This is a genomic window from Psychroflexus sp. MES1-P1E (genome assembly GCF_002836055.1).
Classification (GTDB): domain Bacteria; phylum Bacteroidota; class Bacteroidia; order Flavobacteriales; family Flavobacteriaceae; genus Psychroflexus.
The window spans coordinates 1-4,093 of sequence record NZ_PJBS01000195.1 but is presented as its reverse complement, the minus strand read 5'-3'; the positions used below and the strand labels follow the sequence as shown (position 1 = coordinate 4,093).

The 4,093-nt window shown below is 39.3% G+C and carries 1 protein-coding gene; it reads left to right on the top strand.

All coding sequences use genetic code 11. From position 1 onward, the window contains the following. Nucleotides 1-4,093 (top strand): calcium-binding protein (locus CXF67_RS18175; RefSeq protein ID WP_102088375.1); only part of this gene is annotated, 4,093 nt, incomplete at both ends.

The window sequence follows — 4,093 nt, the reverse complement described above, 5'->3', positions numbered from 1 at the left end:
TGAGAATTATTACTCCAACCTATCTATTTTTATTTATATTTCTTTTTATAAATAGTGGAGCGTTCGCACAGGAAGAAAAATCTTATACTTCTAATCCTTTTCTTCCGAATCCTTTTGAAAGCTTATTAGCACGATTTGCAGATCCAGGAACTATAACTGGTAAAGTTTATTATGATATTAATAATAATGGTATTCAAAATGCAGGTGAGCCTGGTTTGGAAAATGTGAGAATTCAATTTTTTCGGGGTTTTGCTAATACTCCAATAAAGCCTGATGTTTTTACTGATGTAAATGGTAATTGGTCTAAAAGTATGCAACCTGGGAGGATACTTTATTTAATTCAACCTTTTGGTGATGAAACAGAAAATTATGAAGACAACCTAGATGTTACGCAAGGTGACGCTGGTGGTTTCAGAATAATAGTGGAAAATGAAACAATAGTAGAAGTGCCAACAGGTTATGCTTTTTTTAAAAATATTACAGGGCATTTGTATTTCGATGAAAATGGTAACGGTACCCAAGATGCAAGTGAAGCAAATATGCCAGATGTTGATGTTGAAATTGAAGACTTTTTGGGAGCTTCTGTGACAGTAATAACAGATGTTAATGGTGATTGGGGGACTATTGTTAAGATTGGAGAATTTGATGTAAATATTGACAATAGCGATCCAGATTTCCCAACGGGAGCAACACAAACTGAAGGGACAGACCCAACTACATTTCCACTTTCAATAGATATAAATAGTCTTCCAGATAATTTACTTGTTCCCTTATTTACAGAAAACGATGGGTTCTTTTTATCTGGAGAGCTCTCAGGTTTACTTTATGACGATTTAAATAATAATGGTAGTCAAGATCCTGGAGAGCCTGGGTTTGAAAATGTAGACATTATTATTACCACCTCTTTGGGGGATACCATAACTGTACCAACCGATGCTAATGGCGAATGGAATTCTACCGTTCCTGTGGGCTTAACCACAACTGAAGTTGACACAAGTGATCCTGATTTTCCAAACGGAGTATCACAAACTGAAGGAACAAACCCAACAACTACCACAGTTATATTAAACCAATCTTTTAATGAAATCGATGGTTTTTTCAAAATAGGACAATTATCTGGGCACTTATACTTTGATGAAAATGGTAACGGTATTCAAGATCCAACTGAACCAAATATGCCAAATGTTGATGTGGACATAGTTGATGGAATTGGACAAACATTTTTAGAAACAACCGATGCTGATGGAAACTGGTCAGCAACTGTATCTACAGGAACTGCTACAGCAACAATTGACCAAAACGATGCTCAATTTCCAACGGGAGCAACACAGACAGAAGGAACAGAGCCAACAGATTTTCTTGTGGTGAGTGGTGGAATTTATTTTGAAAATGATGGATTCTTTGAATCTGGAGAAGTTTCAGGTTTACTTTACGACGATTTAAATAATAATGGTAGCCAAGATCCGGGGGAGCCTGGTTTTATCAATTTTAACATTGATATTACAACCTCTTTAGGGGAGACCATAACTGTTCAAACTGATGTCAACGGCGAGTGGAACTCTGTTGTTCCTGCGGGTGTAACCATAACAGATGTGGATAATGATCCTAATTTTCCAAATGCCTTACAAACAGAGGGCTCAAACACAACAACTACAACGGTTATAATAAACCAATCTTTTAATGAAATCGACGGTTTTTTCAAAATTGCAACCTTATCTGGGCACTTATATTTTGATGAAAATGGTAACGGTATTCAAGATCCAACTGAACCCGATATGCCCGACGTAGATGTGGAAATAGTTGATGGAATTGGACAAACATCAATAGAGACAACTGATGCTAACGGAGATTGGACAATAAATGTATCTGCTGGAACTGCTACAACTACAATAAATCAAAACGATCCTCAATTCCCAACGGGAGCAGAGCAAACTGAAGGGGAAAATCCAACGGTGATTCAAAATGTAGAGATTGGCGAAACTTATTCTGAAATTGATGGTTTTTATGAATCAGGCACTTTAACAGGCCATTTATATTTCGATGAAAATGGAAATGGTGCTCAGGAGCCAAGTGAAGCAGACATGCCAAATGTGGATGTAGAAATTACGGATGTATTTGGAGTGGTCACTACACTGGTAACAGATGCTAATGGAGACTGGAGTTTAGTTTTACCAAAAGGCGATGCTACATCAAATATCGATAAAACTGATCCAGATTTCCCAACAGGAGCAGCACAAACAGAGGGAACGGATCCAACCACAACCACTATTGTAACCGGACAAACGCTTAATGAAATTGATGGTTTTTATGAAACAGGGACTTTAACTGGTCACTTATATTTCGATGAAAATGGAAATGGTGCTCAGGAGCCAAGCGAAGCAGACATGCCGAATGTGGATGTAGAAATTACGGATGTATTTGGAGTGGTCACTACACTAGTAACAGATGCTAATGGAGACTGGAGCTTAGTTGTACCAGTAGGCGATGCTACATCAAGTATTGTTCGAATTGATCCAGATTTCCCAACGGGAGCAACACAAACAGAAGGGAACGATCCAACAACGACCATTATTTTAAGCGGACAAGCGCTTAATGAAATTGATGGTTTTTTCGAATCAGGGACTTTAACGGGCCATTTATACTTCGATGAAAATGGCAATGGTACTCAGGAGCCAAGTGAAGCAGACATGCCAAATGTGGATGTTGAAATCACGGATGTATTTGGAGTGGTCACTACACTGGTAACAGATGCTAATGGAGACTGGAGTTTAGTTTTACCAAAAGGCGATGCTACATCAAGTATTGACCAAAGCGATCCAGATTTCCCAACAGGAGCAACACAAACAGAGGGGGACGATCCAACCACGACTACTATCGTAACCGGACAAACGTTTAATGAAATAGATGGTTTTTTCGAATCAGGCACTTTAACGGGTCACTTATATTTCGATGAAAATGGAAATGGTACTCAGGAGCCAAGTGAAATAGACATGCCAAATGTGGATGTTGAAATTACGGATGTATTTGGAGTGGTTACCACACTGGTAACAGATGCTAATGGAGACTGGAGCTTAGTTGTACCAGTAGGCGATGCTACATCAAGTATTGTTCGAATTGATCCAAATTTCCCAACGGGAGCAGCACAAACAGAGGGGGACGATCCAACCACAACCACTATTTTAAGCGGACAAACGTTTAATGAAATTGATGGTTTTTATGAATCAGGCACTTTAACTGGTCACTTATACTTCGATGAAAATGGCAATGGTACTCAGGAGCCAAGTGAAGCAGACATGCCAAATGTTGATGTAGAAATTACGGATGTATTTGGAGCGGTCACTACACTGGTAACAGATGCTAATGGAGACTGGAGTTTAGTTTTACCAAAAGGCGATGCTACATCAAATATCGATGAAACTGACCCAGATTTCCCAACAGGAGCAGCACAAACAGAAGGGGACGATCCAACCACGACCACTATTGTAACCGGACAAACGTTTAATGAAATAGATGGTTTTTATGAAACAGGGACTTTAACGGGTCACTTATATTTCGATGAAAATGGAAATGGTACTCAGGAGCCAAGCGAAGCAGACATGCCAAATGTGGATGTTGAAATTACGGATGTATTTGGAGTGGTTACCACACTGGTAACAGATGCTAATGGAGATTGGAGTTTAGTTTTACCAGTAGGCGATGCTACATCAAGTATTGTTCGAATTGATCCAAATTTCCCAACGGGAGCAGCACAAACAGAAGGGAACGATCCAACTACGACCACTATCGTAAGCGGACAAACGTTTAATGAAATTGATGGTTTTTTCGAAACAGGGATTTTAACCGGTCACTTATACTTTGATGAAAATGGCAATGGTACTCAAGAGCCAAGTGAAGCAGATATGCCAAATGTTGATGTTGAAATTACTGACTCTTTCAGTCAAGTTCAGACTGTAACGACAGATGCCAACGGTGATTGGAGTATAGGATTATCGCCTGGCAATGCTACATCAAATATCGATAAAACTGACCCAGATTTCCCAACGGGAGCAGCACAAACAGAAGGGGACGATCCAACCACGACCACTATTGTAAT